At 72.7% G+C, this 24,511-nt stretch carries 22 protein-coding genes; 9 read left to right on the top strand and 13 right to left on the bottom strand.

Going from position 1 to position 24,511, the window contains the following annotated elements:
* Positions 1-31: 31 nt before the first annotated feature.
* From ACIP64_RS32105 to iolC, 5 genes are all read right to left on the bottom strand, one after another.
* Positions 32-787, bottom strand: coding sequence for a GntR family transcriptional regulator (locus ACIP64_RS32105; RefSeq protein ID WP_401593585.1), 756 nt, complete (start codon positions 785-787; stop codon positions 32-34).
* A gap of 169 nt (positions 788-956) precedes the next feature.
* Positions 957-2,828, bottom strand: a complete 1,872-nt coding sequence (iolD, locus tag ACIP64_RS32100; protein WP_401593582.1) for a 3D-(3,5/4)-trihydroxycyclohexane-1,2-dione acylhydrolase (decyclizing) — start codon at positions 2,826-2,828, stop codon at positions 957-959.
* Positions 2,825-3,730 (bottom strand): 5-deoxy-glucuronate isomerase, encoded by a 906-nt coding sequence (gene iolB, locus ACIP64_RS32095; protein WP_401593579.1) that lies wholly within the window; start codon positions 3,728-3,730, stop codon positions 2,825-2,827. Before iolB ends, iolD begins: the two co-directional genes overlap by 4 nt.
* Positions 3,731-3,767: 37 nt before the next feature.
* Positions 3,768-4,646, bottom strand: coding sequence for a deoxyribose-phosphate aldolase (locus ACIP64_RS32090; RefSeq protein WP_401593576.1), 879 nt, complete (start codon positions 4,644-4,646; stop codon positions 3,768-3,770).
* A 41-nt stretch (positions 4,647-4,687) separates the two neighbouring features.
* Entirely contained in the window at positions 4,688-5,635 is a 948-nt protein-coding gene (gene iolC / locus ACIP64_RS32085) for a 5-dehydro-2-deoxygluconokinase (protein WP_401593574.1), read from the bottom strand.
* Between the two features lie 277 nt (positions 5,636-5,912).
* On the opposite strand from iolC, the gene ACIP64_RS32080 reads away from it, so the two are divergent.
* The 8 genes from ACIP64_RS32080 (at position 5,913) to ACIP64_RS32045 (ending at position 14,171) form a co-directional block, all read left to right on the top strand.
* Positions 5,913-6,926 carry a sugar ABC transporter substrate-binding protein gene (locus ACIP64_RS32080; RefSeq protein ID WP_401593572.1) on the top strand — a complete coding sequence of 338 codons (1,014 nt, stop codon included), beginning with the start codon at positions 5,913-5,915 and terminating at the stop codon, positions 6,924-6,926.
* The gene (locus ACIP64_RS32075) at positions 6,923-8,005 is read left to right on the top strand and encodes an ABC transporter permease (RefSeq protein ID WP_401593570.1); all 1,083 of its coding nucleotides are present in this window, start codon (positions 6,923-6,925) and stop codon (positions 8,003-8,005) included. Before ACIP64_RS32080 ends, ACIP64_RS32075 begins: the two co-directional genes overlap by 4 nt.
* A 7-nt stretch (positions 8,006-8,012) precedes the next feature.
* Positions 8,013-8,900 carry an ATP-binding cassette domain-containing protein gene (locus tag ACIP64_RS32070; RefSeq protein WP_401593568.1) on the top strand — a complete coding sequence of 296 codons (888 nt, stop codon included), beginning with the start codon at positions 8,013-8,015 and terminating at the stop codon, positions 8,898-8,900.
* Between the two features lie 274 nt (positions 8,901-9,174).
* Complete coding sequence (locus ACIP64_RS32065; RefSeq protein WP_401593565.1) at positions 9,175-10,086, top strand: sugar phosphate isomerase/epimerase family protein; 912 nt, start codon at positions 9,175-9,177, stop codon at positions 10,084-10,086.
* Positions 10,087-10,117: 31 nt separating this feature from the next.
* A complete protein-coding gene (locus ACIP64_RS32060) occupies positions 10,118-11,137 on the top strand; it encodes a Gfo/Idh/MocA family protein (RefSeq protein ID WP_401593563.1) in 1,020 nt (339 codons plus the stop codon).
* Positions 11,138-11,270: 133 nt separating this feature from the next.
* Positions 11,271-12,317, top strand: a complete 1,047-nt coding sequence (locus tag ACIP64_RS32055; protein WP_401593560.1) for a Gfo/Idh/MocA family oxidoreductase — start codon at positions 11,271-11,273, stop codon at positions 12,315-12,317.
* A gap of 125 nt (positions 12,318-12,442) precedes the next feature.
* A complete protein-coding gene (locus tag ACIP64_RS32050) occupies positions 12,443-13,141 on the top strand; it encodes a hypothetical protein (RefSeq protein WP_401593557.1) in 699 nt (232 codons plus the stop codon).
* 94 nt (positions 13,142-13,235) lie between these two features.
* The gene (locus tag ACIP64_RS32045; RefSeq protein WP_401593554.1) at positions 13,236-14,171 is read left to right on the top strand and encodes an aminoglycoside phosphotransferase family protein; all 936 of its coding nucleotides are present in this window, start codon (positions 13,236-13,238) and stop codon (positions 14,169-14,171) included.
* Positions 14,172-14,181: 10 nt separating this feature from the next.
* Here ACIP64_RS32045 and ACIP64_RS32040 read toward each other — a convergent pair whose 3' ends face one another.
* Both ACIP64_RS32040 and ACIP64_RS32035 read right to left on the bottom strand, forming a co-directional pair.
* Positions 14,182-14,919 carry an SAM-dependent methyltransferase gene (locus ACIP64_RS32040; protein ID WP_401593552.1) on the bottom strand — a complete coding sequence of 246 codons (738 nt, stop codon included), beginning with the start codon at positions 14,917-14,919 and terminating at the stop codon, positions 14,182-14,184.
* A gap of 250 nt (positions 14,920-15,169) precedes the next feature.
* Positions 15,170-16,351 (bottom strand): cytochrome P450, encoded by a 1,182-nt coding sequence (locus ACIP64_RS32035; RefSeq protein WP_401593550.1) that lies wholly within the window; start codon positions 16,349-16,351, stop codon positions 15,170-15,172.
* Positions 16,352-16,536: 185 nt separating this feature from the next.
* On the opposite strand from ACIP64_RS32035, the gene ACIP64_RS32030 reads away from it, so the two are divergent.
* On the top strand, positions 16,537-16,992 hold the full coding sequence (locus ACIP64_RS32030; protein WP_401593547.1) for a tellurite resistance TerB family protein: 456 nt from the start codon (positions 16,537-16,539) through the stop codon (positions 16,990-16,992).
* Between the two features lie 52 nt (positions 16,993-17,044).
* On the opposite strand, the gene ACIP64_RS32025 is transcribed toward ACIP64_RS32030, so the two are convergent.
* From ACIP64_RS32025 to tdh, 6 genes are all read right to left on the bottom strand, one after another.
* Positions 17,045-17,926 carry a hypothetical protein gene (locus ACIP64_RS32025; RefSeq protein WP_401593545.1) on the bottom strand — a complete coding sequence of 294 codons (882 nt, stop codon included), beginning with the start codon at positions 17,924-17,926 and terminating at the stop codon, positions 17,045-17,047.
* On the bottom strand, positions 17,923-18,933 hold the full coding sequence (locus tag ACIP64_RS32020) for a hypothetical protein (protein ID WP_401593543.1): 1,011 nt from the start codon (positions 18,931-18,933) through the stop codon (positions 17,923-17,925). Before ACIP64_RS32020 ends, ACIP64_RS32025 begins: the two co-directional genes overlap by 4 nt.
* Positions 18,930-21,152, bottom strand: coding sequence for a hypothetical protein (locus tag ACIP64_RS32015; protein ID WP_401593540.1), 2,223 nt, complete (start codon positions 21,150-21,152; stop codon positions 18,930-18,932). The genes ACIP64_RS32020 and ACIP64_RS32015 overlap by 4 nt, the downstream gene beginning before the upstream one ends.
* A 129-nt stretch (positions 21,153-21,281) precedes the next feature.
* Positions 21,282-22,193 (bottom strand): LysR family transcriptional regulator, encoded by a 912-nt coding sequence (locus ACIP64_RS32010; RefSeq protein ID WP_401593538.1) that lies wholly within the window; start codon positions 22,191-22,193, stop codon positions 21,282-21,284.
* A 4-nt stretch (positions 22,194-22,197) separates the two neighbouring features.
* Positions 22,198-23,391, bottom strand: a complete 1,194-nt coding sequence (locus tag ACIP64_RS32005; RefSeq protein ID WP_401593536.1) for a glycine C-acetyltransferase — start codon at positions 23,389-23,391, stop codon at positions 22,198-22,200.
* A gap of 74 nt (positions 23,392-23,465) precedes the next feature.
* Complete coding sequence (tdh, locus tag ACIP64_RS32000; protein ID WP_401593534.1) at positions 23,466-24,494, bottom strand: L-threonine 3-dehydrogenase; 1,029 nt, start codon at positions 24,492-24,494, stop codon at positions 23,466-23,468.
* Positions 24,495-24,511: the final 17 nt, after the last annotated feature.

The following is a 24,511-nucleotide window of genomic DNA, read 5'->3' as shown; positions in this document are numbered from 1 at the left end:
GCGATGCTCTGCCCCAGGCGTGACGGATCCCTCAGGCGCGGACGAGCAGCTGGAACTCGAAGGCGTAGCGGGAGGCGCGGTAGATGTGCGTGCCGTACTCGACGGCGCGCCCGGTGTCGTCGTACGTCGTGCGGCTCATGGTCAGCAGCGCCGCACCCGGTTCCTCCCCGAGCAGTTCGCCCTCCTCCTCGGTGGCGGAGCGGGCGCCGACGGACTGGCGGGCGCTGTGCAGGGTGATGCCCGCGGCGCGCATCATCCGGTAGAGGCCGGTCGACTCCAGCCGGGCGGTGTCCAGGTCGATGAGCCCGGGCGGCAGGTAGTTGCACATGTGCGCCATCGGCTCGCCGTGAGTGAGGCGCAGCCGGTGCAGGACGCGGACCTCGCCGCCCTCGGCGACACCGAGCGCGGCGGCGACCTCGGCGGAGGCCGGCACGGCCTCGTTGCGCAGCACCCGGGTGGCGGGGCTCTGGCCGGCGGCCTGGAGGTCGTCGAAGAGGCTGCTCAGCTCCAGCGGGCGCTTGACCTGGCTGTGCACGACCTGGGTGCCCACGCCGCGGCGGCGCACCAGCAGCCCCTTGTCGACGAGGGACTGGATGGCCTGGCGGACGGTCGGCCGCGACAGGCCGAGGCGTCCGGCGAGTTCGATCTCGTTGCCGAGCAGACTGCCCGGGGCGAGCCGGCCGTGCTCGATGGCGCCCTCCAGCTGCTGGGCGAGCTGGTAGTACAGCGGCACCGGGCTCGAGCGGTCCACCTCGAACTCGAGCGGCGCGGACTCTGCTTTGGACACAGGGGGAGCGTATCCGCCGCTCTCGGCCTCAGGAAACTCTGACATCACATTGTCCGAACATGCGAGTCCGCGCCTTCTCGAAGGGCCCGTGGCCTGGTGGTCAGGGGCCGGTGGGTGTGCGGTGGGTCTGCCGTGGCCGGCGCGCGGGGGGGGCGCGCGCCGGCGGCCGTCACAGGTGGCGCCGGCGATCGGCGAGGTGGCGCTCGTAGTTCTTGCGCGCCTCGACCGCGGACTCGCGGGTCGCGGTCTCGGCGACCGGGACGTCCCACCAGGCCTGCGCGGCAGGGGCGGTCGGCGCCGGGTCGGTCTCGACGTACACGCACGTCGGCCGGTCCGAGGCGCGGGCGGCGGCCAGGGCCTCGCGCAGCTCGCGCACCGTTCCGGCGCGCAGGACGTCCATGCCGAGGCTCGCGGCGTTGGCGGCCAGGTCGACCGGGAGCGGGTCGCCGGTGAACGTGCCGTCGGCGGCGCGGTAGCGGTAGGCGGTGCCGAAGCGCTCACCGCCCACCTCGGAGGACAGCCCGCCGATGGAGGCGTAGCCGTGGTTCTGGATGAGGACCAGGTTGAGGTTGACGCCCTCCTGCACGGCGGTGACGATCTCCGTCGGCATCATCAGGTACGTGCCGTCGCCGACCAGCGACCAGACCGGCCGGTCCGGGGCGGCCATGCGGACGCCGATGCCGGCCGGGATCTCGTAACCCATGCAGGAGTAGCCGTACTCCAGGTGGTACTGGCGCGGGGAGCGCGCGCGCCAGAGCTTGTGGAGGTCGCCGGGCAGGGAGCCGGCGGCGTTGATGACGACGTCCTCGTCGCCGACGACGGAGTCCAGGGCGCCGAGCAGTTGCGTCTGGGTGGGCCGGGCGGAGTCGTCGGGCGCGGCGTAGGCGGCGTCCACGACGCGCTCCCAACGCTCCCTGCCCGCGCGGTACTCGTCCTCGTACTCCGCGTCCACACGGTGGCCGGCCAGTGCGCCGGTGAGGGCCTCCAGGCAGGCGCGGGCGTCGCCGACGACCGTACGGGCGCCCAGCTTGTGGGCGTCGAAGCCGGTGATGTTGAGGTTGAGGAAGCGCACCCCCGGCGCCGCGAAGAGGGTGGAGGAGGCGGTGGTGAAGTCGGTCCAGCGGGTGCCGACACCGATGACCAGGTCCGCGGTACGGGCGATGTCGTCGGCGACGGCGGTGCCCGTGTGGCCGATCGCGCCGAGGTCCGCGGGGTGGTCGTGGCGCAGCGAGCCCTTGCCCGCCTGGGTGGACGCCACGGGGATGCCGGTGGCCTCGGCGAGCGCCTTCAGCGCCGCCTCGGCCTCGCTGTGGTGGACGCCGCCGCCCGCGACGACCAGCGGGCGCCGCGCCCCGCGCACGGCCTGTGCGGCGGCGGCGAGTTCGGCGGCCTCGGGTGCCGGCCGGCGGACGTGCCAGACCCGCTCGGCGAAGAACTCCTCGGGCCAGTCCCACGCTTCCGCCTGCACGTCCTGCGGCAGGGCGAGGGTGACGGCACCGGTCTCGGCGGGGTCGGCGAGCACGCGCGCGGCCTGGAGGGCGGCCGGGATCAGCGCCTCGGGCCGGGTGACCCGGTCGAACCAGCGGGAGACCGGGCGCAGCGCGTCGTTCACGGACACATCGCCGGACCAGGGGTGTTCGAGCTGCTGGAGCACCGGGTCGGGGATGCGGTTGGCGAAGGAGTCGCCGGGCAGCAGCAGCACCGGCAGCCGGTTGATCGTGGCCAGCGCGGCGCCGGTGACGAGGTTGGTGGCGCCGGGACCGATGGAGGTCGTGACGGCCTGCGCGGAGAGCCGATTGAGCTGCCGGGCGTAGCCGACGGCGGCGTGCACCATGGACTGCTCGTTGCGGCCCTGGTGGTACGGCATCACGTCCTGGTGCTCCAGCAGCGCCTGGCCGATGCCGGCGACATTGCCGTGACCGAAGATGCCCCAGGTGCCGGCGATCAGCCGGTGGCGGGCCCCGTCACGCTCGGTGTACTGCGCGGACAGGAAGCGCACCAGGGCCTGGGCGACCGTGAGACGGCGGACGGACTGGGTCATCGGGACCTCTCGGAGGCTCGGTCTTCGGCGGGGGCCGTGTACAGGGGCAGTCTCGGGTCGACCGGCTGCTCCGGCCAGGTGGCGCGGATCCAGGCGTGGTCGGGATGGTCGCAGATCAGCCAGGCGCGCTCGGCGCCCGGGCCCGCCATGACGTTGAGGTAGTACATGTCGTGGCCCGGGACGGCCATGGAGGGGCCGTGCCAGCCGTCGGGGATGAGCACGACGTCGCCGTCGCGGACCTCGGCCAGCACATCGGTGTTGCGGCCGTTGCCGGAGGGCGAGACCCGCTGGTAGCCGATGCCCTCCCGGCCGTGCGCGGCCGCGATCTCGAAGTAGTAGATCTCCTCCAGCCGCGACTCGCCCTCGCGGTCCTCGTCGTGCTTGTGCGGCGGGAAGGAGGACCAGTTGCCGCCCGGGGTCAGCACCTCGACCGCGATCAGCCGGTCGCACTCGAACACCCCCGCGGCACCGAAGTTGTTGACCTGGCGGCTGCAGTTGCCGCTGCCGCGCAGTTCGACGGGCACGGCCGAAGCGGGACCGTAGCGGGCGGGCAGGCGGCGTTCGCAGCGCGCGCCGGTCAGCGCGAACCGGCCGCCCGCCTCGCTCACCACGACCACCCGCGCGTCGCGCGGGGCGTACGCGAAGTCGGTGACCCCGGCGAAGACGCTCTCGCGGCCCGCGAGCCGGAAGCTCTCGCCGTCCGCGTCGACGGTGCACGAACCGGACAGGGGGAGCACGATCCACTCGCTGTCGCCGGTGGCGAACTCGTGCCGTCCGCCCGGCGGCAGTTCCAGGACCCGCAGCGAGGAGTGGGTCCAGCCGGCCTGTTCCGGGTGGACGGCGACGGTGTACGGGCCGGCGGCGGCCTTGCCCGCGGCCAGGTGGTTCTCGGTGCCGGTCATCTCGTGCGGCTCGCCTCTCTCACGGTTCGTCCGGTCCTCACAGCAGGCCCACGGCGGTGTCGACGGCCGTCTCCACACTGCCCTGCGCCGGGTAGAGCAGCGACCGGCCCACCACCAGTCCCTGGACGGTGGGCAGCCGCAGCGCCTTGCGCCACTTCTCGTACAGCACGTCCTGTTCCTTGCCCACCTCGCCGCCGAGCAGGACGGCGGGGAGGGTGGAGGTCTCCATGACGGCCGCCATGTCGTCCACGTTCTCCGTGACCGGCACCTTGAGCCAGGTGTAGGCGGAGGTGCCGCCGAGTCCGGACGCTATGGCTATGGACTTGGTGACGGCCCCGGCGCTCAGGTCGTTGCGCACCCGGCCGTCGGTGCGGCGGGACATGAACGGCTCGACGAAGACCGGCAGTCCGCGCTCGGCCATGTCGTCGATGGCGCGGGCGGTGGAGACCATGGTGGCCAGCGATCCGCTGTCCTCGTAGGCGATGCGCAGCAGCAGCTTGCCGGCGTCGAAGCCGAGCCGGGCGATGTCCTGGGCGCGGTGGCCGGTGAAGCGGTCGTCGAGTTCGAAGGAGGCGCCGGCCAGGCCGCCGCGGTTCATGGAGCCCATGACGACCTTGCCCTCCAGCGCGCCGAGCAGCAGCAGGTCCTCCAGGACGTCGGCGGTGCCGAGGACGCCGTCCACGCCCGGGCGGGCGAGCGCGGTGCACAGGCGCTCCAGCAGGTCCATGCGGTTGGCCATGGCGAACTCGTGGTCGCCGACGGCCAGGGCGCCCCGGGCCGGGTGGTCCGCGGCGACGATCATCAGCCGGCCGCTGTCCCCTATCAGGGGGCGGCGGACACGGCGGGCGGCCGCCTCGGCGATCGCCTCGGGGTGCCGGGTCCGCACCTTCACCAGGTCGGAGATGCTGATGCTCAAGGGGAGCTCGCTTTCGGGGCTTTCAGGTGGGGGCGGGCCGCTCAGCGGCGGTCGAGGAGGTCCCGCACCTCGGACTCGGTGGGCATGGCGGAGGAGCAGGCGAGCCGGGAGGCGACGATGGCGCCGGCCGCGTTGGCGTGGCGCATGATCCGCTCCAGGTCCCAGCCGGCCAGCAGGCCGTGGCACAGGGCGCCGCCGAACGCGTCGCCCGCGCCGAGGCCGTTGACCACCTCGACCGGGACCGGCGGCACCTCGGCCGAGGTGCCGTCGCGGTGGACGGCGAGCACGCCCTTGGGACCCTGCTTGACGACGGCGAGTTCGACGCCCGCCTCCAGCAAGGCCTCAGCCGCGGCGCGGGGTTCGCGGACGCCGGTGGCGACCTCGCACTCGTCGAGGTTGCCGACGGCGACGGTGGCGTGGCTGAGCGCCCGCGCGTAGAAGGGCCGTGCCTCGGCGGGGTCCTTCCAGAACATGGGGCGCCAGTCGAGGTCGAAGACGGTGGTGCCGTTCCCGGCGCGGGCCTCCAGCGCGGCGAACGTGGCGGCGCGGCTGGGCTCCTCGCACAGTCCCGTCCCGGTCATCCAGAAGATCCGGGCGGCGCGGATCGCGTCGAGGTCCAGCTCCTCCGGGAGGATCTCCAGGTCGGGGGCCTTGGGCAGCCGGTAGAAGTAGAGCGGGAAGTCGTCGGGCGGGAAGATCTCGCAGAACGTGACGGGGGTCGGCAGCCCGGCGACCGGGGTCACGAAGCGGTCGTCGACACCGAACTCCTTCAGCGCCTGGTGGCAGTACGTGCCGAACGGGTCGTCGCCGGTGCGGGTGACGACCGCGGTGGAGCGGCCGAGCCGGGCGGCGGCGACCGCCACGTTGGTCGCCGATCCGCCGAGGAACTTGCCGAACGTCTCGACCTCGGGCAGCGGCACCCCCGTCTGCAGCGGGTAGATGTCCACCCCGATCCGGCCCATCGTGATCAGGTCGTACGGCTCGGTCATGAGCAGGGACTCCTCGTCGTCTCGCGAGCGGACCGCCGCGCGGCCCCCTCAGGTCTAACCGCGGGACCCGGGAGATGTCAACACTATGTCCTTACATACGAACGTGGACAGGCCGAGGTGTCCTACCGGCTCGTTACTGTGTCGTTACGTCGAGATGAATTGATGTCTTAACAAAGCCTTGACAGCGGCTCGGGCGAGGGGTTTGCTCCCGTCAGCAACGCCACGGGCAACAGGCCGGTCCCCCCTTCTCCCTCCCACCGCAGTGAGGTGCAGGAACATGGAACGCTCTTGGAAAACCCGCAGGATCTCCGCCGTCGCGGCGCTCTCCGTCGCGGCGGTCCTTCTCGCAGCCGGCTGTTCCAGCAGCTCGGGCGGCAAGAAGGCCGAGGAGTCCGCCGACAACGCCGCCGCCGGCAAGGCGGACACCCCCCGCATGAAGATCGCGATGGTCACCCATGCCGCCCCCGGCGACACCTTCTGGGACCTCATCCGCAAGGGCGCCCAGGCCGCGGCGGCGAAGGACAACGTCGAACTCGTCTACTCCGCCGACCCCAACGCCGCCACGCAGGCCAACCTCATCCAGAACGCCATCGACCAGAAGGTCGACGGCATCGCCGTCACGCTCGCCAAGCCGGACGCCATGAAGTCCGCCGTCGCCAAGGCGGAGCAGGCCGGCATACCCGTCGTCGGTTTCAACGCGGGCCTGGACGACTGGAAGGACCAGGGGCTGCTGGAGTACTTCGGGCAGGACGAGAGCGTCGCCGGCGAGGCACTCGGCAACAAGCTCAACGACCTCGGCGCCAAGCACGCCGTCTGCGTCGTCCACGAGCAGGGCCATGTCGCCCTGGAGGCGCGCTGCGCGGGCGTGAAGAAGACCTTCAAGGGGACGACGGAGAACCTGTACGTCAACGGCACGGACATGCCGTCGGTCAAGTCCACCATCACCGCGAAGCTCAAGCAGGGCTCCGACATCGACTACGTGGTGACCCTGGGCGCGCCGTTCGCGCTCACCGCCGTCCAGTCGGTCGCGGACGCCGGCAGCAAGGCCGAGGTCGGCACCTTCGACCTCAACAAGGACCTGGTGAAGGCGGTCCAGGACGGCGACGTGCAGTTCGCCGTCGACCAGCAGCCCTATCTCCAGGGCTATCTGTCGGTGGACTCGCTGTGGCTGTACAAGACCAACGGCAACGTCAGCGGTGGCGGCGTCTCCCCGGTCCTGACCGGCCCGGCGTTCGTCGACAAGGACAACGTCGAGTCCGTGGCGGCGTTCGCCGCGAAGGGCACCCGGTGAGGCCGGTGTCCCCCGCTGCAGCCTCCGCGGCGCCCCCTTCGCCGCCCGCCGCGCCGCTCTCCTCGGCGGACGGCCGGACGAACGGGCGCTCCCTGCTCCGCAGGGCCCTGGCCCGGCCCGAGATCGGCGCGCTGATCGCCGCCGTCGCCGTCTACCTGTTCTTCTTCGCGGTCGCGCCGTCGTTCCGCGAGGCGGGTTCCCTGGCCACCGTGCTCTACCAGGCGTCGGTCATGGGCATCATGGCGCTGCCGGTGGCCCTGCTGATGATCGGCGGCGAGTTCGACCTGTCGGCCGGCGTCGCGGTCACCACCTCCGCGCTGACGGCGAGCATGTTCAGTTTCCAGCTGAGCATGAACGTGTGGACCGGGGTCGCCGTCGCGCTCGTGGTCTCGCTGGCCGTCGGCGCCCTCAACGGCTATCTGCTGATGCGGACCGGCCTGCCCAGCTTCCTCATCACCCTGGCCACCTTCCTGATGCTCCAGGGCCTCAACCTGGCCGTCACGAAGATCTTCACCGGCAACGTCGCCACCGACTCCATCAGCGACATGGACGGCTTCGACCAGGCCAGAAAGGTCTTCGCCTCCGAGATCGGCATCGGCGGGGTGCAGTTGAAGGTCACGGTGCTGTGGTGGCTGGGCTTCGCGGCACTGGCCACCTGGGTGCTGCTGCGGACGAAGTTCGGCAACTGGACGTTCGCCGTCGGCGGCAGCGCGGAGAGCGCGCGTGCGGTCGGCGTCCCGGTGCACCTCACCAAGATCGCCCTGTTCATGGCCGTCGGCTTCGGCGCCTGGTTCACCGGCATGCACCTGCTCTTCTCGTTCAACGCGGTGCAGTCGGGCGAGGGCGTCGGCAACGAGTTCCTGTACATCATCGCGGCGGTCATCGGCGGATGCCTGCTGACCGGCGGCTACGGCTCCGCGATCGGCTCGGTGATCGGCGCCTTCATCTTCGGCATGGTCTCGCAGGGCATCGTGTACGCCAACTGGAACCCGGACTGGTTCAAGTTCTTCCTCGGCGTGATGCTCCTGATCGCGACCCTCGTCAATCTGTGGGTCCGCCGCACGGCGACCAGGAGGTGAGGACCCCATGACCCCCATTCCCACCGAAGCGCCCGCGCGGGAGCAGGCCACCGGAACGCCGGTCGTCGAGCTGACCGGCGTGGGCAAGAGCTACGGCAACGTCCGCGCCCTGCACGGGGTCGACCTGGCCGTCCGGCCGGGGCAGGTGACCTGCGTGCTCGGCGACAACGGCGCCGGCAAGTCCACCCTGATCAAGATCGTCTCCGGGCTGCACCAGCACACCGAGGGCGAGTTCCGCATCGACGGCGAGCCCGTACGGCTGAACACCCCGCGCGAGGCGCTGGACCGCGGCATCGCCACCGTCTACCAGGACCTGGCCACCGTCCCGCTGATGCCCGTGTGGCGGAACTTCTTCCTCGGCTCGGAGCTGACGCGCGGCCCCTGGCCGGTACGCCGCCTGGACATCGCGGCGATGAAGCGGACCGCCGACGGGGAACTGCGGGCGATGGGCATCGTCCTGGACGACCTGGACCAGCCCATCGGCACCCTGTCGGGCGGGCAGCGGCAGTCCGTCGCCATCGCGCGCGCCGTGCACTTCGGCGCGCGGGTGCTGATCCTCGACGAGCCGACCGCGGCGCTCGGAGTGAAGCAGTCGGGCGTCGTCCTCAAGTACATCGCCGCCGCCCGCGACCGGGGCCTGGGTGTCATCTTCATCACGCACAACCCGCACCACGCCTACATGGTCGGCGACCACTTCACCGTGCTCCGGCTGGGCACCCTCGAGCTGAGCGCGAGCCGTTCCGAGGTCACCCTGGAGGAGCTGACCCACCACATGGCCGGCGGCGCCGAGCTGGCGGCGCTCAGGCACGAACTGTCCCAGGTGCGCGGCGTCGACGTGGAGGAACTGCCGGAACAGCCGGAACCGGAAGCCCCGGACGACCCGAAGGAGGTGTGAGCCGGGGCCGGGGAACGCCCCTTGGACGCCGAGGAGAAGGGCGGCCCGCCTCGTGCGGGGCCGCCCTCCCGGGCCGCCGTGGTGCCCGACCTCGACTCCCCACCGCCTGACATGACGTCCATATGTCAGGACTAACTCTTGACGGTGACCCCGTCGGACAGCGAAGCTGCCAGCGGGACCGCGGGCTTCGCGGGCAACCGCACCGTCGCAGCACCGAGCACCACTTCCGAACCACCCGACCGGTCACCGCCGACCGGTGAGAGGAGCCCTCCTCATGACCGCCGCCTCCCCCGCCCTGGACCGGATCCGCATCGGGTCCGCGCCCGACTCGTGGGGCGTCTGGTTCCCCGACGACCCGCAGCAGGTGCCGTGGCAGCGCTTCCTCGACGAGGTCGCCCAGTCGGGGTACGAGTGGATCGAGCTCGGCCCGTACGGCTACCTGCCGACCGACCCCACCCGGCTCACCGAGGAGACCTCCGCCCGCGGCCTGAAGGTCTCCGCGGGCACCGTCTTCACCTCCCTGCACCGCGGTCCGTCGGTCTGGGACGCCACCTGGGAGCACGTCGGCCAGGTCGCCGCCCTCACGCAGGCCATGGGCGCGCGGCACCTCGTGGTGATCCCTTCCTTCTGGCGGGACGACAAGACCGCCGAGATCATCGAACCGCACGAGCTCACCGCCGAGCAGTGGGGCCACCTCGCCTCCGGCATGGAGCGCCTGGGGCGCCAGGTGCGCGACACCTACGGCCTGGACATCGTCGTGCACCCGCACGCCGACACCCACATCGACACCGAGGAGCACGTCGCCCGCTTCCTCGACTCGACCGACTCCGGCCTGGTCAACCTCTGCCTGGACACCGGCCACTACGCCTACTGCGGCGGCGACAGCGTCAAGCTGATCGAGACCTACGGCGAGCGCATCGGGTACCTGCACCTGAAGCAGGTCGACCCGGAGATCCTGGCCGACGTGATCAAGAACGAGGTGCCGTTCGGGCCGGCCGTCCAGCGCGGCGTCATGTGCGAGCCGCCCGCCGGTGTCCCCGCCCTGGAGCCGGTGCTGGCCGCCGCGCAGCGGCTCGGGGTCGACCTCTTCGCCATCGTCGAGCAGGACATGTACCCCTGCGAGCCCGACCGCCCGCTGCCCATCGCCCAGCGCACCCGCGCTTTCCTCCGCTCCTGCGGCGCCTGACGCCCCGCGCACGAAAGGGATGACACGCATCATGACGCAGCACGCAACCCTCCGGGTCGCGGTCGTCGGGACCGGCAAGATGGGCGCCGACCATGTGCGCCGCATCAACGACGTGATCAGCGGGGCCCGCGTGACCGCCGTCGTGGACGTCGACGCCGAGCGGGTCAAGAACGTCGCCGCCGGCATCGAGGGCTGCACGGCCTACACCGACCCCGCGGCCGCCATGGCGGCCGACGACGTGGACGCCGTCCTCATCGCCTCCCCCGGCGCCGCCCACGAGGCGGCGCTGCTCGCCGCCTTCGCGCACGACCTGCCCGTGCTGTGCGAGAAGCCGCTCACCCCGGACGCCGCCTCGGCGCTGCGCGTCCTGGAGGCCGAGCAGAAGCTGGGCCACCGGCGCGTGCAGGTCGGCTTCATGCGGCGCTACGACGCCGAGTACCTGAAGCTCAAGGCCCTTCTCGACAGCGGCGAGCTGGGCCGCCCGCTGCTGGTGCACAACCGGCACCGCAATGCGAGCGTCCCGCCCGGCTACACGAACGCCAACCTCATCAACGACTCGGTCGTGCACGAGATGGACGTGACCCGCTGGCTGCTCGGCCAGGAGATCACCGCCGTGACCGTGCTGCGCCCGCGCCCGTCCTCCAACGCGCCGAAGGGCCTGGACGACCCGCAGCTGGTGGTCTTCGAGACGGACGGCGGCGTGATCGCCGACGTCGAGATCAACGTCAACTGCGGCTTCGGCTACCAGGTGCAGGCGGAAGCCGTGTGCGAGCGCGGCAGCGCGCGCATCGGCGAGGCCCACGACCTCCTCGTCAACACGGCGGGCCGCTGGGGCGGCACCATCGCCCAGGACTTCGTGGAGCGCTTCGTCGACGCCTACGACCGCGAGGTCCAGGCCTGGGTGGACGCCACCCGGCGCGGCGAGGTCACCGGGCCGAGCGCCTGGGACGGCTACGCGGCGGCAGCGGTCTGCGAGGCCGGACTCCGCTCGCAGAGCGAGGGCGGCCGGGTCGAGGTCGCGCTGGTCGAGCGCCCCGCGTTCTACCGCTGAGGAACGGCGGCGCGGCAGGACAGGCGTCGCGCCGCCCCCTGGTGGTCCCGGATCGGGCGCGGACGCGGCGGTTACTCCCTGGCCGCCGCGCCCGCGCCGCCCGCCCGTCCCCGGAAGAAAGGCCTCTCCGCTCATGCGCGTTGTCCTCGTCGGTGTCGGGCGCCTCGGGTCGTTCCACGCGGCGACCCTGCACGGGCACCCCGACGTCACCGAACTCGTCGTCGCCGACGCCGACACCGCGCGGGCCGCGGGAACGGCGGACCGGCTCGGCCCCGGCGCCCGTGCGGCGGGCTCGGTGGACGAGGCGTTCGCCGCGGGCGCCGACGCCGTCGTCATCGCCTCCGCGACCGCCGCCCACGCGGAACTCATCTCGCGTGCGGTCCGGGCCGGGCTCCCCACGTACTGCGAGAAGCCGATCGCCCTGGACCTGGCCTCCACGGTCGCCGCGCTGCGCGAGGTGGAGGAGGCGGGCACCGTCCTGCAGATGGGTTTCCAGCGCCGCTTCGACCCCGGCTACCGCTCCGCCCGCGAGGCCGTGCGGACAGGCCGGCTCGGCAGGCTGCACACGGTGCGGGCCATGACCTCCGACATGGCACCGCCCCCACCGGAGTTCGTGCCGCTGTCCGGCGGCCTCTACCGCGACTGCCTCATCCACGACTTCGACGCCACCAGGTGGGTGACGGGACGCGAGGTCGTCGAGGTGTACGCCATGGGCGCCAACGGCGGCGCCGACTTCTTCCGGGAGGCGGGCGACGTCGACACCGCCGCGGCACTGCTGACGCTGGACGACGGCACCTTGGTGACGGCCACGTCCACGCGCTACAACGGTGCCGGTTACGACATCCGCATGGAGCTCGCCGGCTCCCTCGACCAGATCGCGGTCGGCGTCGGCGCCCGTACGCCGGTCACCTCGGTGGAGCCGGGCGCGGCACCAGGTGTGCCGGATCCCTGGACGGGCTTCGTCGACCGCTTCGGGGACGCCTACCGGGCCGAGATCGACACCTTTGTGCGCGTCGTCGCCGGGAGGGCGGCGAATCCGTGCGACGGGCGGGAGGCGCTGGAAGCACTCCTGGTGGCGGAGGCATGCGAGGTCTCGCGTGCCGAACGGCGGCCGGTCCGGATCGCGGAGATCGCCGCGATCGCGGGGACCGGGGCGGCGGCCGCCGGGCCGGCTTCCTGAGGGGTGCTCCGGGCCCCCTCGTGCCCTGTCACCCGCCCGGGCCGGGCCGGGTGGCGCCACGGACCGCGGCGGTGCTTGCTGGTCCTAGGTCGTTGCCGGGGTGCGTACGTGCGTGAAGGGCTCAGATGTCAGATACGGTCCGGGCCCTGCGCACACCACGAGCCGCCGGAGCGGTGGGCATCGCCTTCGCGGTCCTGCTCGGCGCGGCCATCGTCCTGGTGCGGGTCGCCATCCCCGAGGGGCAGCAGTACGCGGCGAGCGGCGGGCCGCTGAGCGGCAGTTCGCGCCACACGGTGCGCACGGCGCTCGGCCTCATCCCCTTCGCCGGGATCTTCTTCCTGTGGTTCATCGGGGCGGTGCGCGCGCACGTGGGGAACGCCGAGGACAAGTTCCTCGCCACCGTGTTCCAGGGCAGCGGGCTGATCTTCGTGGCGACCCTCTTCGGGGCGGCGGCCTGCGCCGGCAGTCTCCTGGCGACGGCCGACGCGGGCACGGCGGCCGGTGTACGGCAGCCCCAGCTCTGGTACTTCGGCGGGCACTTCACATACAGCCTGCTGACGACGTACGCGATGCGGATGGCCGCCGTGTTCGTCCTGTCGGCGTCCACCGTCGCGCTGCGCCTCGGCACGTTCCCGCGCTGGCTGGCGCTGCTGGGCTACCTCGTCGGCCTGACGCTGCTCTTCGTGGTGCCCGGCGTGGCCTGGGCCGAACTGGTCTTCCCCATCTGGGCGCTGGTGGTGAGCCTGCACATCCTGGTGGCCGGCTTCCGGCGGGAGGCGCAGGACCGGCTGGGCGGGCGGAACGACATCGAAGCAGCGCGCTGAGGGCGCCGGGCCGGTCGGCGCGCCCTGGTGCGCCCGGGCATCGTCCGGACGGAACGGCTTGAAGGCGCCCGCCGCGGCGGGCAGCATGCTGTGCGTGCCTCCTGTGACGATGTCCGCGTCCCTGCCGCTCGTACGGAACGTGAGCGGTCTGCCGGGCGGGCAGCGGTGGCTCGCCCGGCTGCCGGACCTCGTCGGGGAGATGTGCGAGCGCTGGGCGCTGCGGCTCGGGCGGTCCTACGACGGCGGAAGCTGCTCCTGGGCGGCCGAGGCGTGGCTGCCGGACGGAACGCCGGCCGTCCTCAAGGTGGGCTGGCCGCACCCGGAGGCGGAGGGCGACGCGGCGGCCCTGCGGCTGTGGGACGGGCGCGGGGCGGTAAGGGTCCACCGGCACGACGCCCGGCGGCACGCTCTGCTGCTGGAGCGCTGCACACCCGGCGCCGGGCTCGGGGCGGCGGACGGACTCACTGCCGAGGAGCGGCTGCTGACCGGGGCCGGGGTCCTGGCCGAGCTGTGGGGTGCCGCTACGGCGGTGGACGGCGGGTTCGACCGGCTGGCGGACGTGACCGCCGGCTGGGCCGGCCTCGTGGAGGAACGGATGGAGCGGCACCGGCCGCCCTTCGACCCGGGACTCGTCGCGCTCGGCGTACGGCTGCTGCGCGAACTGCCCGGTTCGGCGTCCCGGGAGGTCGTCGTCCACGGCGACTTCAACCCGGGCAACGTCCTGGCCGCGACACGCCGCCCGTGGCTCGCGATCGACCCGAAGCCGATGGCCGGCGACCCCGCTTACGACCCGTGGCCGCTGCTGGAGCAGATCGACGACCCCTTCGCGCATCCCGCTCCGGGGCGGGTGCTGGCGGGGCGGTTCGCCCTGGTCGCCGACGCGCTCGGTGAGGACGTGGCCCGGCTGGAGGCGTGGGCGGTCGCGAGGCGGGTGGAGACCGCGCTGTGGCTCACCGAGCACGGACAGGTCGGGGACGCCGCCGGCGTGCTGCGGGAGGCGCGGACGGTGGCGGACCTCGCCGGGCTGTGAGGACCCCGGTTCACGCGGTGGTGCGCCGCAGCAGGAGGGTGACGAAGCCGAACGTGCCCCGGTAGCCGTGCAGCCATTCCGTGCGGTGGCGGGCGGCCGCGTCGAGGGCCTGGCCGCTGTCGGGGTCGGTGGGGCGGTCGAGCGCCCAGGCGGCCAGGGAACCGGTCCAGGACCACTCGTAGGCGTCCAGCTCCTGGGGTGTGCTGATGTGGCCGTGCACGGGGGTCCAGCCGTCGGCGACGACGCGGTCGACGGTGGTGGGCAGGTCGTCGAAGTCGCCCAGCATCTCGACGAGGGCGGGCGGGGGCTCCTGCTCCCAGAAGCCGTCGCCGACGAGGACATGCCCGCCGGGAGCCAGGTGCTCGCGGACCGCGGACAGGGTCGCGGACAGGCCGCCGAAGGCGTGGGTCGCGCCCACGCTGAGCACGAGGTCGAAGGGGGAGGCGGAGGTGTGCCGGCGGGCATCCTGCTCGTGCAGGACCAGGCGCCCGGCGACGTCGAGGTCCGCTGCCGTCCGCGCCGCCTTGGCCAGGGCGGCCGCGTCGGTGTCCACGCCTTCCGCCGTCACCCCCGGGTGGCCGGCCAGCGCACGCAGCAGCCAGGCGCCCTCCCCGCATCCGAGGTCCAGTACGCGTTCGTCGCCCCGGCGCAGCGCGCGGTCGAGCAGGCCGCGTACCGAGGCGTCGTCGAGCGGGGCGGCTACGGGGTGGTCGCTGTGCGCGATGCGGGAGATCCGTCGGCGGTCCATCGGCGCAGCCTGCCAGTCCCGCCGTGTCACCGCATCGGGTTAATTCCCGCCGGGCGTGCAACGCGGCGGAGCGGAACGGTGGTTTGCCCATTCAGAAAGGTCAGACAGGACGGGACGGATGGGACAGGCAGGCCGGAAGGCCGGAAGGCCGGAAGGCCGGAAGGGGACAACGGGCATGGTGGGCACGATCGACGCGGGGACGGACACCCGCCGCTCCACGGGGCGGGGGCCGGGCGACCGCCGCGGGCGCTCAGCCGAAGCGCACCGGCAGCGAGCGGACACCGCGCATGAGCATCCCGGGCAGCCACTGAAGGGCGTCGAGGTCGGTGTCCAGGGCCAGGTCGGGGCAGCGTTCGAGCAGGGACCCGATGGCGATGCGGCCTTCGAGGCGGGCCAGGGGTGCGCCCAGGCAGTGGTGGAGGCCGTGGCCGAAGGCGACGTGGCCGCGCGTGTCGCGGCGGATGTCGAAGCGGTCGGGCTCGCCGAAGTGTTCCGGGTCGCGATCGGCGGAGGCGAGGGCGACGAGTACCGGCTCCCGGGCCGGGATGACCGTGCCGGCGATCTCCACGGGCTCGGAGGTGAAGCGGAAGGTGGCGGTCTCCACGGGGCCGTCCCAGCGGAGCATCTCCTCCACTGCGCCTTCGAGAAGTCCCTTGTCGGCGCGGAGGAGGGCGAGTTGGTCCGGGTGGGTGAGCAGGGCGCGGACACCGTTGGAGATGAGGTTGACCGTCGTCTCGTGACCCGCGACGAGCAGCAGGAAGGCCATGCCGCTGAGCTCCGGGCGGGACAGCCGGTCGCCGTCCTCGGCGACCGTGCGGATCAGGGCGCTCATCAGGTCGTCACCGGGCGCGCAGCGCTTGTCCTCGATCAGTTCGTCCAGATACTCGGCAAGCTGCTCGTACGCCGCCCGCTCGGCCTCCGGGCCGGTCGGCGCGACCACCTCGTTCGACCACGCGCGGAAGGCCGCGCGGTCCAGGTCCGGCACGCCCAGGAGCTCGCAGATGACGGTGATCGGCAGCGGATAGGCCAGGGACTCGACGAGGTCCGCCCGGGCGCCGGGCCTGCTGGTCATGGCGTCCAGCAGGCCGTCGGTGATCTCCTGCACCCGGGCTGCCAGTTGATCGATCCGCCGGGCGGTGAACTCGCGGGCGACGAGCTTGCGCAGCCGGGTGTGCTCGGGCGGATCGGACACGAGCATGTGGCGTCCCAGCAGCTCCTCGTCGTACAGGATCCAGCCGAGCGCGCGAGCGTCCTTGGCGAACCGCGGATCGGTCAGCGCCGCCCGCGCCTGGTCGTGGCCGACGATCAGCCACATCTCGCCCTCGGGTGTGCGCACGCGGTGCACGGGGCCGAGCTCGCGCAGCCGGGCGTAGACCGGATAGGGGTCGGCGGTGAATGCCTCACCGAGGGCTGTCAGGTCAACCGTCTCCATCTCTGCACGGTAACCCGGTCGCGGCCGCTCCGAGAGGTGTCCGCCGGTCCGGCGGTGTTTCCCGGCCACGACGACCGGCGGGTGACTTCACGGTCCGCCGCGCGACCGGGCACCTCCGGGAGCGCTGCTTCGTTGGCCCCATTGCCCACGCCGACGCGTGAACAGAGAAACCGAGGAGTTACCCCGTGGCCTTCTGGGACCGGCTCAAGGACACCACTGCCTCCCTGCAGACACAGCTCGTCGCCAAGAAGAACGATCTCAAGAGCGGCGCCTTCCGCGACGCGAGCATGGCTATGTGCGCCCTGGTCGCCGCCGCCGACGGCACCATCGACCCGTCGGAGCGGGCGCGGGTCGCCCAGCTCATCGCCACCAACGAGGTGCTGCAGAACTTCCCCGCCGCCGACCTGCAGCGGCGCTTCGACGACTACCTGAACAAGCTCACCGCCGACTTCGAGTTCGGCAAGGTCAGCGTGCTCCAGGAGGTCGCCAAGGCCAAGAAGAAGCCGGCCGAGGCGCGTGCCGTGGTCCAGATCGGCATCGTCATCGGCGGCGCCGACGGCAACTTCGACAAAACCGAGCAGGGCGTCGTCCGCGAGGCCTGCTACGCGCTCGACCTGGCGCCCGCCGAGTTCGACCTGTAGTCGGCGCCTCCCGTGCCGTGCCCACCGCCGCCACGGCGGGCCCGGCCGGGCCTCAGGCGATCACCGCGATGACCGCCCCGAGGGCGCCCAGGGCCACCAGCGTCAGGAGGGTCAGCACAAAGCCCGTCCTGCCGAGGGCATCCGTCACCCGCCGGACGGAGCCTTCGAGGAACGACTGGCCGTTCTGCCGGTCCCACTTCGCGTGGACGGGCCGCCCCACTCTCGTGCCGAGGGCGTACCAGGGACGGACTGCCAGCAGCGACTCGCTGCCGAGGAGAGAGGTGACGATCAGGAGCGGGCGGTTGACGGGACCGATCAGCCGGGCTGCGTCCAGGCCGAACCCGGGTTGCGCGCCGCGGTGTTCGAGATCGGCGAGCATGCCGGCGGCTGCCGCACGCTCGTCCGGGGAGTCGGGGAGGAGCCGGATCTCGTTCGGGCCCGGCACCGGCACCGCCTCCGGCGCGCACGCACGGGCGCGTTCGAGCAGGGCGTCCCAGCCGGGGACATCGACGGCGAAGCCCGGGGTGCCCGCCGGGTGGCCGTGGGTGACGGGCAGGTCCTCCTGCATGCCGCCGGTGAGGAAGAGCCGTGCGACCGCGAGCAGTTCGGCCGGGGGCAGCGCCTTCTCCCCCACGCCCGGGCCGGTGCCGAGCAGCAGCAGCCGGATGGGCCGGAGCATGTGGTCGCCGACGGCGTCCCCGGAGCGCAGGCCGGTCAGCAGCAGGACCCACAGCGGCCTGCCGCCCGCACCGCCCTTGAGGGCGTAGAGGAGGAGGGAGGCCTTGGTGTCGTCCACGAGGTCGTTGACGGAGCGGCCGGCGCAGCCCCGCAGCAGCACTTCGGGGTCGGCGCCCCGTGCCCCGTCCGCGGGCAGCCATGTGTAGCCCTGCTCGGGGAGCCGGCCGCGGGAGTGGAAGGACCAGGCGACGGTCACCCCCGGCCCCCGGGAGATCCGGCGGCGGGACTCAGGTGCGGGTGGTCCTGGACCACGTGGAGCCCGTCGCGTTCGGAGCCCGACTTCGCGAACGCCGCGACGGCTTCCTGGAGTGCGACGTCCGTGCCGAACACCTCGTCGACCGCCTCCCGCCAGAACCCGCGCCTGCGCCGGTACTCGCTCAGGACGAAGCGCAGCGCGTACCGCAGGGGCTGGTCGGTGTCGACGGGCCGGTACGGCGCGCCCGGCGTCCGGCTGCGGTAGTGGAACTGCACACCGCCGCCCGGTGTCTCCTTGATCGTGGAGAAGACGATGGAGCCGGTGGTCTGCACGGGTGTGACGACGCAGCCCACGCGCGGGCGCACATCCGGGTGGCCGATGTAGTCCAGCAGCGGGCGGTAGCCCTCGCGGACCCGCTCCATCAGGGCCTCGGTCCCCTGTCGGGTGGTGACCCAGCGCTCGCACTTCAGCGGCACGATGACCAGCAGGCGCGGCCGCTGCTCGTCCTCGACGAGCAGTTCCTTGATCCGCTCGTACATCAGGTGCGGGAGGTTGATGCGCTGGTGGTACTCGCCGTCCAGGGCCATGAGCGCGGGGGTGTCGACGGCGAGGACCACGACCGGGCTGTTGAGGAGCGAGGCCCGCACCTTGCGGCCCACCGGGCCGGCGTCGAGGTCCCGCAGCACCTCGCCCGCGTAGTCGGTGAAGCACATCCGGAAGCGCGCCTTGCGGCCCTTGCGGCCGACGGCGATCTCGTAGCGGTGGAGGTCGGTGGTCGTGGTCTGCTCGATGCCGCCGCGGACCTGCACGGACCGGGAGAGCGACTCCAGCACCGAGACCGCGTCGGTGAGCTTGGCGGCGGTCTCCCCCACCGGGGTGAGGTCGAGGTCGGTGGCCCCCGCGACCGAGGCGTACTGGACGTACATGGAGGCCAGGAGGGAGGTCTTGCCGGCGCCCGAGGGGCCGAGCATGCCGACGTCGAGGACGTGGCGACCGGACTCGCTCATGCCGCGGTCCCCTTCCCGGCGGCCGCGCCGCCCTCGGTACCGGCGGTGATGCGGGCCCCGAGCTGCCGGACGGCCTCGGACCAGCGCCGAAGGTGTGCCGCGTCCTCGGCGAGGGCCGCGAAGCGGCCGGGCCAGATCTCGGCCCGTACGTCCTGGTAGAACACCCGCCACTCCTCCTTGGTCCCGGCCGCCGAGATCACCCGGTCGTGGAACTCCTCCACCAGGGAGAAGACCGCCGCGCTGGGTTCGGCGAGCACCTTGTGCAGCTCGCCGCGGCAGGCGAACAGCGCCTCGTCGTAGGCGACTTCCAGCATCTCCAGCACTTCCTGGCCACTGGGCGACCGGTCGTGCGGGAAGGGCATGGTGGGGCTGTCGGCGTGCAGCCCGTCCAGGCAGGTGCGCACCCGGTGCTGGAGCATGCCCCGGTAGGACAGCGTGAAGCCGGCCAGCAGCTCCAGCGCGTAGCGGATCTCGCTGCCGCCCTCCTGCCGCACGCGCGGGATGCGCTCGGAAGTGCGCAGCAGGAACTCTTGGCCCTCCGCACCGCCGAGTCCGGCCAGCCCGCCCAGGCTGCCCGGGCCGCGCAGCACACCGGCGACCTCGTCCTGCATGCGGGCGGTGCGGGCGTGCAGCGCGACGTCGCACTCCAGGAAGCGGCGGGAGAGCCGGGCGCGGGACTCGTTCAGGTACTTGCCGTAGGCGACGCTGAGGCCGCCCTCGGCGTCGGCGCGGGCGACGAGCTGGGCGACCGACGGATGGCCGGGGTCGTTCTGCGCACCGTCGAGGATCTCCTCGACGGCGTCCGCGAGCAGGCCGTCGGTCAGGTCACGGTCCTCCCGCAGGCTCCGTACGAGGGCGGCCAGGGCGTTGGCCATCTGCTCGTAGGTCTGCTCGAACAGGCCGTTGAAGGGCAGGAACCAGATCTCCGAGGGCTGGGCCAGGTCGGCGAGCCGGCCCGCGCGGGCGGCCAGCCGGGCGGTGCGCTCGCGCAGTTCGGCCAGCTTCTCGGCGCGCTCGGCCAGGTGCCGCTCGTCGAGTTCGTCGAGGTGGGCCACGAGGTGGTCGAGCACCGCGTCGGTCATGGCGGCGACCTCGTCGGGCCGGGTGCAGTCCACGATGTGCGCCCCGGCGACCTGGAAGCGGGAGGCCGGGAGCCACTCGTCCACCATCTTGCGGGCGTTGGCCGAGTTGTCGCCCGCGGGGCCGCTGACCCGGTTGACCACCAGGAAGGAGCAGCGGGCGAGTTCGGCGCCGGTCAGTCCCTCGCGCACGTGGTCGTAGAGCTGGTGGTCGTAGGTGTCGAGGCCGTCGCCGAGCGGGTCGGGGCGGCGGACGAAGACCACCACGTCGATCTCGTCGCGCAGGGCGCCCACGATGCGCTGCGCGTCCTGGAGGTTGGTGTCGCCGAGGCCCGGGAGGTCGATCAGCGACAGTCCGGTCCAGTCCTGCTGCGCGAAGTGCGTGGTGATGCGGACGTGCCGGACCGCGCGGAAGGCGTGGTGGCGCTGCTCGTCGCGCTCGTCGGACTGCGCGACGAACTCGCGGACGCGCTCGGGGCCGATGGGGTAGGGCGAGTTGGTCGTCAGGTAGTGGCGGTACTCCGACAGTGCGGCGTGGAAGGCCGCCAGGTGCCCGTAGCGGCTGCCCTCGACGGCGCCGTCGCCCTCGGGCGCCGGCGGCAGGGGCTGGGCGAACTCCGTCAGGGTGGTGGGGGCGGGGCCCAGGCCGAGTTCGGCGTAGTAGGGCGCGATCACCTCGTGCAGGAAGGAGCGTTCGGTGTGCAGGAAGACCTGCGCCCGGGTGGGCGCGCCGTCCTCGTGGCGCAGCACGCTGGTGACGCCGGTGCAGAAGCCGCCGTCGCCGGTCGGCACCTCGCGGTCCGACAGCCCGGTCAGGCTCCTGATCATCCGGCTCTTGCCCTGCCGGGCCCGCCCGATGACGCCGACGTTGAGGGTGGCGCGCCGGAACCGCGACGCGGCGGCCTCCGTGACGGCGGCCTCGGTGGGCAGTTCCTCCAGCAGGTCGCCCAGTTCGGCGCCGAGGGCCAGCAGCCGGTCCTGCGCCTCGTCGGGCACCAGGGCCAGCATCTCGGTGCGGAGCGCGTCGAGTTCGCGCAGCCGGCCGAGGGTGTCGGTCACCCAGCCGTGGGCCCCGTCCAGCCATTCGGCCCGCCGGGCCCGCCGGGCCCTGATCTCCTCGATCCGTTCGGCACGCGACATGGTCTCCCCCGTCCCCGGACGCCTGCTCCCCTGCTCCCCCGGACGCTGCCGATGATGTCACCGCGGCACGGAGGGCGTCCGGTGTTTGCCGGAGTCGCCCCCGCGGGCCGCACCGGGCGGGACGGAACCCTAAGCCGCGTCCTCCGCGGCGACGCGCAGGGCGTCCAGGACGGGGCGCAGCAGCGGGTGGTCCTCGGCACCGCGGCGGACGGCGGCGAAGACACGGCGGGTGGCGACGACGTCGTGGACGGGGCGTACGGCGACCCCGGACAGGTCCATGTCGCGCAGGGCGCTGCGCGGCACCAGCGCGACGCCCGCGCCCGCAGCGGCGAGTGCCACGACGGCGCGGAAGTCGTCGGAGGAGTGCTCCAGCCGCGGCTGGAAGCCGGCGTACTCGCAGGCGAGCACGACCACGTCGTGGCAGGGGTTGCCGGGGTAGGGCCCGATCCACGTCTGGTCGGCGAGGTCTGCGACGCGGACGGCCGGGGTGGCAGCTTCCGCGAGGGGGTGGCCCGCGGGCAGGACGGCGTCGAAGGGCTCGGCGTACAGCGGGACGCGGGCGAGCCGCTCGTCGGCGCTCGGGGCGCCGCGGTACTCGACCGCGACGGCTATCCCGGCGCGGCCGTCGAGCACCATCGGCAGCGACTCGTCGCCCTCGGCGTCGCGGACCCGGACGCGGATGCCGGGCGCGGAGCGGCCGAGCGCCGTGATGGCGGGTGCGAGCACGAGCGCGATGCCGGTGGCGAAGGAGGCGACGGTGACCTCTCCGGCCGCGCCGGAGGTGTACGCGGCGAGCTCGGCCTCGGCCCGTTCCAGCTGCGCGAGGACGGCGTTGGCGTGCGTGAGCAGGATCTCACCGACGGGGGTCAGCTGGACGCCCCGCCCGCCGCGTTCCAGCAGCCGGTGACCGGTCTCGTTCTCCAGGGCGGCGAGCTGCTGGGAGACCGCCGACGGCGTCAGGTACAGGGCGGCGGCCGCGGCGGTCACCGTCCGGTGGTCCGCCACGGCCCGCAGGGTCCGCAGCCGTCGTGCGTCAATCACCCATTCATCCTGCCAGGGCCTCGCGCGAAGCGATGAACGCGGCCACCGCCTTCTCGACGTCCTCGGTGGAGTGGGCGGCCGACAGCTGCACGCGGATGCGGGCCTTGCCGTGCGGCACGACGGGGTACGAGAAGCCGATCACGTAGACACCGCGCTCCAGCAGCAGGTCGGCCATCCGGCCCGCCTCCGCGGCGTCGCCGATCATGACGGGCGCGATGGGGTGGTCGCCGGGCAGGATCTCGAAGCCTGCCTCGGTCATGCGGGAGCGGAAGAGCGCGGTGTTCTCCGCGAGGCGGACGCGCAGGTCCTCGGAGTCCTCGATCAGGTCCAGGACCTTCAGCGAGGCGGCCGCGATCACCGGGGCGAGGGAGTTGGAGAACAGGTACGGGCGCGAGCGCTGGCGCAGCAGCGCGACGATCTCCGCGCGGGCGGCGACGTAGCCGCCGGAGGCGCCGCCGAGGGCCTTGCCGAGGGTGCCGGTGATGATGTCGACCCGGTCGACCACGTCGTGCAGCGCGTGGGTGCCGCGGCCGCCGGGGCCGGTGAAGCCGACGGCGTGCGAGTCGTCGACCATGACCATGGCGTCGTAGCGGTCGGCGAGGTCGCAGATCTCGCTCAGCGGCGCCACGTAGCCGTCCATCGAGAAGACGCCGTCGGTGACGATGAGGCGCCGGCGGGCGTCGCCGGCCTCCTTCAGGCGGGCCTCCAGCTCGGCCATGTCGCGGTTGGCGTAGCGCAGGCGGCGGGCCTTGGACAGCCGGATGCCGTCGATGATGCTGGCGTGGTTCAGGGCGTCGGAGATGACCGCGTCGCGCTCGTCGAGCAGGGTCTCGAAGACACCGCCGTTGGCGTCGAAGCAGGAGCTGTAGAGGATCGTGTCCTCGGTGCCGAGGAACGCCGACAGCCGCGCCTCCAGCTCCTTGTGGACCTCCTGCGTGCCGCAGATGAAGCGCACGGACGCCATGCCGTAGCCCCAGCGGTCCAGCGCCTCCTTGGCGGCCGCGGTGACCTCGGGGTGGTCGGCGAGGCCGAGGTAGTTGTTGGCGCAGAAGTTGAGGACGTCGCCGGGGCGGCCGCCGGAGGTGACGCCGACGGACGCGTTCTGCGGCGTGCCGATCACGCGCTCGGGCTTGAACAGGCCCGCCTCACGGATCTCGTCGAGGGTGCCGCGCAGGTCGTCGCGGACGGATTCGAACATGGGGGTCTCCCGAGTGTGTGGGGCGCGGACGGCAGCAGGCGCCCCGAGGTCGGACGAACCGGGCCGCAGAGAAATCAGGCGGTCCAGTCGAGGACGATCTTGCCGCAGCGGCCGCCGGCGGCCTCGTCGAAGGCGGCGTCGAAGTCGCGGTGGGAGTAGCGGCCGGTGACCACGGGGGCGAGGTCGAGACCGCCCTCCAGGAGCACCGACATGGCGTACCAGGTCTCGAACATCTCGCGGCCGTAGATGCCCTTGATGGTGATCATCGAGGTCACGATCTTGGCGAAGTCGACCGCGAACTCCTGGGACGGAAGGCCGAGCATCGCGATCCGCCCGCCGTGCGTCATGTTGTCGATCATGTCGCGCATGGCCTCGGGGCGGCCGGACATCTCCAGGCCGATGTCGAAGCCCTCGCGCAGGCCGAGCTCGCGCTGGCCCTCGGCGATGGTGGACTCCGAGACGTTCAGGGCAAGGCTGACCCCGATCTTGCGGGCGAGGTCGAGGCGGTAGTCGCTGACGTCGGTGATGACGACATTGCGCGCGCCGGCGTGCTTGGCGACGGCGGCGGCCATGATGCCGATCGGTCCCGCGCCGGTGATCAGCACGTCCTCGCCGACCAGCGGGAAGGACAGCGCGGTGTGGACGGCGTTGCCGAAGGGGTCGAAGATCGCGGCGATGTCGAGGTCGACGGGGACGCGATGCACCCACACGTTGGACGCGGGCAGTGCCACGTACTCGGCGAAGGCGCCGTTGCGGCCGACACCGAGGCCGACGGTGTTGCGGCACAGGTGGCGGCGGCCGGCGAGGCAGTTGCGGCACTTGCCGCACACGAGGTGGCCCTCGCCGCTGACGAGGTCGCCGGTCTTGATGTCGGCGACGTCGGAGCCGATGGCCGCGACCTCGCCGACGAACTCGTGCCCGAGGACCAGCGGGGTGCTCACGGCCTGCTGGGCCCAGCCGTCCCAGGAACGGATGTGCAGGTCGGTGCCGCAGATGCCGGTCCGCAGCACCTTGATGAGGACGTCACCGGGGCCGATCTCCGGCTCGGGGACGTCCCGCAGCCACAGGCCGGGCTCGGCCTTCTCCTTCACCAGTGCCTTCACTCTTGCGACTCCTGCCG

This window comes from Streptomyces sp. NPDC088733 (assembly GCF_044751185.1).
Taxonomy (GTDB): domain Bacteria; phylum Actinomycetota; class Actinomycetes; order Streptomycetales; family Streptomycetaceae; genus Actinacidiphila.
The sequence above is the reverse complement of the archived record's forward strand: the minus strand, read 5'-3'. Positions and strand labels throughout refer to the sequence as shown.